This window comes from Brucella tritici (assembly GCF_902825325.1).
In the GTDB taxonomy this organism is placed as follows: Bacteria; Pseudomonadota; Alphaproteobacteria; order Rhizobiales; family Rhizobiaceae; genus Brucella.
Genome location: NZ_CADEAR010000055.1, coordinates 1 through 4,068 on the forward strand (window position 1 = coordinate 1; position 4,068 = coordinate 4,068).

Genomic DNA, 4,068 nt, shown 5'->3' on the forward strand with positions numbered 1-4,068 from the left:
TCTTTGCGGAGCTCGCAGCATAATTGCGTCTGAAGATCTGGCCGCTTCTAACATCATGATAAATTTGCGACATAACCTCAATTGGCGGTCATAGAATCCTATATCGCAGAGGCGGGTTCGCGGAAGCTGGCGAACGTTTTGTTGATGAAATCGTTTCCCATTGCGACGCTCTGGAAAGTTTCCCCGAGCGTGGTGCAGCGCGTGACGACCTGCTGCCAGGCTTGCGCACGCTCGGTTTCCGCCGTCGTGTCCTGATCGCCTACACGACTGATCGCACAAGTCAGATAGTTCGCATTCTTGGTATTTACTATGGTGGTCAGGATTACGAAGGTCGGCTTGTCGACCAACAATCTGATTAAAACCAATTATTCAACAAAAGCCGACGAGTATCGATTTTCGCAGAGCACTAACCTCCTTTAGTCCCAAGCAAAGATGGTAGGTTTAGTGCTGATCTGAAAAGCAGCGCTCATCGCTTCACACACCATTCCTGCCCGGCAGGAACTGACCCTTAGGTTTTAACGTGCACTCGTTGGCCTTATATTGGGTAACCAGTGTTCTCGATCAGAAACGGACCCCTGCCCGAACATTGTGTGGTATGTTCCGGCGGTCCGGGAAGAGCGTCGGGGATTTAGATGATGTGGACGATGACCATGAACGTCGCAACACAGCACATGCACACCATAATGACGTATCGTACAGAAAACAGGTCGCTGAACCAATCGTTGAAACGATGATCCTGTGCTGATTTCGACCGTTCCGTCGTCAGACGGTGACAGGCTGTAAAACAGTGAACAGCGCCCCACCGTCGCGGTCCAGATCCTGAATATCCAGGAGAAGCAAGACTCCGGATTCAGGCACGGCAAGTTCTGTCTTGGTGGCGTTCATTGCTGCTGCAACTGCCTTTTTGTTTCCCCACACTTTTCCACGCCTGGTCACATCTGGACCATCTTCAGGGCTAGCGATGCTGAATTCGACGATGCCCACATCAACGCCGTCGCAGATGAGATTTCCCGTTCCATGCAACAATGTAACAGCCATCACTATACCCTGTGTCTTAGTCAAAATCATCCGAAGTTTAGCAGCTTGTCAGTTTTCAGAAGAACTCTGCTTCGCTTTTAACCGCTCATTCAATAGGAGCTTGAGCCGGGCATTTTCCGCTTCCAGCTCTTCCAGTTCTTCGTCTGTCACCGGTCCGTCTTCAGGCTTGGGATTTGGCCTTTTCGCACGAGGCCGCTTTTGTAGTGATTTGGGAACGGGAGGCGAGGCTAGAATTTCATCTATCCCCTCCTCTTTCCGCTCGGGCTCCACAACAACTGGCGCTTCTTGAGGGACCTTCGGCTCTTCAGCGGACGATAACACCTCAAAAGAAGCGACGGGCTCAACCTTTGGGGCTGCTGCCTTGCCATTTCTTTCATCGGGATCTTTGGTCGTAACTTTGATGGATAGTCGCGTTGGCAATATAGGTTCAGGCTGCTCAGGGCTTTCGCCGGCTTTGGGTCCAGCGTCTGGCATTTCATCCGGCAAAGTCGACTTCTTCTTCGATCGCCAGTTCTTCAACCGCGCAACGAGACGTTCCCCCAGTGACTTCATCGTGATCGACCTCTCTATAACAGCCACAACAGTGCACAGAAATGCTGTCACCTTAAGCCTGACAACTCAATAGTTTTGGTGACCATAGCTCTTACACATGTCACCAGAACGCATGAACAGATCAGTTATCGAGGACGGCAGGACAGTCTGGGCGACCGTTTTTCTATTGCGGTTCCAATCGTCGGAGCATTTTGAGCAACTGTCTGTTCTCCATGCGCAATCTGGCGGCCAGTTCACGTTTCAGATCGGCATTCTCAATTTCCAGAGCTGACAATTCAGCCTGAATATCAGGCTCGGCAACCACCCGATTTGCCGCTTCTTGTTTCTGTGGAGCTGATTTTTTCATACGACGTCGAACAGACGGCTTTTTCTCCCTCACAGTAGCATTTCCCGCCATGTTTGCCGTTTGCAGCTCTTCCGTTGCAAGGGATGCTTCTTCCGGTTTCGAGGCGTCCATGTTGGAAAGTTCTGGCTCGCTCAGAGCCTCTTCAACTTGCTCGATGACCGGCTCAGCATGCGCCACAACTTTTGTAGTGGCGTTCTCAGTTCTGCGCTCGATCAGCTTGGATAGATCAGGCTGGGCCCGAACCTCCATTGGAGATTGGGGCGCATCGGCCTCCACTTGCCGGGCAATCGACTTCAGATCCAGATTTCCCCACAAAGATGACGAGCCCTTGCGAGTACGCTTGTTCTTATATTCAACGACAATATTACGGTTTGGATTTTTCATCCGTGAGTAGCTTTCCAGAGGAGATTTGAAGGTACGCTCCGCGCGCGTCAAAGGGCTTTTACCAGTAGCTACATATTACGCGGCGGATTTTCAACACTCAACAGAATGTCCGACCTGATCGATATGTCCTGAAAGCAAGTTCATCTCATCTTGAACACATGATGTACACGGCCTTATTATTACATCAACCATTGACCTGTATTTTTGACGCCTAAATGAATTTCCAAACATCGATCTGGAGAAGCATACCATGGCAGACGAAACCATTGCAGCAGTAAACGAGACACCAGTTGAGGTTAGAACCGCCGAGCCTGTGGGTGCCACGAAGAAAACCCGTGCACCACGCAAAAAAGCTGAGCCTAGGCCCGCAAAGGCGGCTACAGCACCTGCCGCTAAAACCACGAGGGCCGCATCCAGACCAGTGAAAGCAGCCAAAGCTGCTTCAAAAGCAGAACCCACTACAACACCACTGGTAGAGAACAAGCGCAACAAGTACACGCCGGCCCAGCGCGCCTCCATCCTTGCTTCTATCGAAAAAGCAACAAAAGATGGCAAGACCACTCTCAAGGCTGCATTGCAGCAGACTAAAGTGAGTGAGCAGACCTACTATAACTGGAAGAACGCTGCTGCAAAGACAGCGCCCGGGCCATCAACAGGGTCGTCGAGCGATGATCTTTCCAGCTTGGTTTCACTGGAAGCAGAGAACCTCAAGCTACGCCAAGAACTTGCTGCAAAGCTGCGTGCTGAGAATGAAGAGTTGCGTAGACGTCTGGGTCGAACCTGAGGCGAATTGCTCCGCAGCATCTGCACCAGGGTGCTGTCAAAACAGATGACTTCCCACGTGTAAGTCATCTGTTTGTCTTTCGATGATGAAAATTCGAAGCCTTTGTTCTCTCCTTCCAATGGCTCTCTACTAAGGCCAAGAGTGAGGATTACCATTCCGCACAACTTTTGGCCTGGATTAGTGCATGACGACCAAAAAGCCTCACGGGCAGGATTATGCTGACTGCCAACACCAAGATGGAGTCACATCATGATTTTGGATTCCGCTCAAGCCCAGGCGCTCTACAAGGCGATACAAGCCCTGAATGAAGGGGGCGGCCAGCTACTTAACGCTTCCTTTGACGCATTCGTCCTCGGTGAGGCAATCATTGATGTTTGCACCCACACTGATGATCGCATCGAACTGCGATCTGACGGCAATGTAACTGAAGTACACGACGACCTATCCGCTTTCGCAGCTGCCTATCGTTTGCAAGCGCTGTGATTGCTCAAGCGAAGGATGACACTGCGTTTGATTTCAGTTTTTTATCTATGAAATCTTCATACGGACCGCTGGGCTGAAACTAGAAGACAATTGAAGAAAGTGCTCAACCCATAGACCGAGTCATCGCCCAATGACGTGCTTTTTTGCTATTTCCAAGGCGTTCCGCGCATTGTTCTCAGCGGTCTCCTCGGTCGGCGCGACAGATTGGATTGTGAGCCTGTCTCCGCCCTCTACGACAAAAATATTCACCCCCTTCAGGCCACCGACGTTCGGAATGCGGATAAGTCGTCCAACTGCAGGGGAGACATCGATTTTCTCGATTTTAAACCCGACTTTTTCGGAACTGACGTCCAGCTCTGTGAGATAACCCTCGTCCGTTCTGTTTTCCTGTCCCTGCTCGTCGACAGTGAGCGCGACGAACATCCCACCTTTTCTTTTGTGAATGATGCCGCGAGATAAGCTCCTTCATTGATAGGAGCGG

The 4,068-nt window shown here is 50.9% G+C and carries 7 protein-coding genes; 3 read left to right on the plus strand and 4 right to left on the minus strand.

Annotated features, from left to right (window positions below):
- The first annotated feature begins 170 nt into the window (after positions 1-170).
- The gene (locus HWX93_RS22500) at positions 171-359 is read left to right on the plus strand and encodes a type II toxin-antitoxin system RelE/ParE family toxin (protein ID WP_328700197.1); all 189 of its coding nucleotides are present in this window, start codon (positions 171-173) and stop codon (positions 357-359) included.
- A 403-nt stretch (positions 360-762) separates the two neighbouring features.
- Here the strand turns inward: HWX93_RS22500 and HWX93_RS22505 are convergent, their stop codons facing one another.
- The 3 genes from HWX93_RS22505 to HWX93_RS22515 all read right to left on the minus strand — a co-directional run bounded on the left by HWX93_RS22505 (position 763) and on the right by HWX93_RS22515 (position 2,320).
- Complete coding sequence (locus tag HWX93_RS22505; protein ID WP_235969195.1) at positions 763-1,038, minus strand: hypothetical protein; 276 nt, start codon at positions 1,036-1,038, stop codon at positions 763-765.
- Positions 1,039-1,086: 48 nt separating this feature from the next.
- A complete protein-coding gene (locus HWX93_RS22510; RefSeq protein ID WP_176038792.1) occupies positions 1,087-1,590 on the minus strand; it encodes a hypothetical protein in 504 nt (167 codons plus the stop codon).
- Between the two features lie 163 nt (positions 1,591-1,753).
- Positions 1,754-2,320: a hypothetical protein gene (locus HWX93_RS22515; RefSeq protein ID WP_176038793.1), complete on the minus strand. Its 567-nt coding sequence runs from the start codon at positions 2,318-2,320 to the stop codon at positions 1,754-1,756.
- Between the two features lie 250 nt (positions 2,321-2,570).
- Between HWX93_RS22515 and HWX93_RS22520 the strand changes: the two genes are divergently transcribed.
- Both HWX93_RS22520 and HWX93_RS22525 read left to right on the plus strand, forming a co-directional pair.
- Positions 2,571-3,104 (plus strand): transposase, encoded by a 534-nt coding sequence (locus HWX93_RS22520; RefSeq protein ID WP_176038794.1) that lies wholly within the window; start codon positions 2,571-2,573, stop codon positions 3,102-3,104.
- Positions 3,105-3,353: 249 nt separating this feature from the next.
- Positions 3,354-3,587 (plus strand): hypothetical protein, encoded by a 234-nt coding sequence (locus tag HWX93_RS22525; RefSeq protein WP_235969196.1) that lies wholly within the window; start codon positions 3,354-3,356, stop codon positions 3,585-3,587.
- A 120-nt stretch (positions 3,588-3,707) separates the two neighbouring features.
- Here HWX93_RS22525 and HWX93_RS22530 read toward each other — a convergent pair whose 3' ends face one another.
- Positions 3,708-4,010, minus strand: a complete 303-nt coding sequence (locus HWX93_RS22530) for a hypothetical protein (RefSeq protein WP_235969197.1) — start codon at positions 4,008-4,010, stop codon at positions 3,708-3,710.
- Positions 4,011-4,068: the final 58 nt, after the last annotated feature.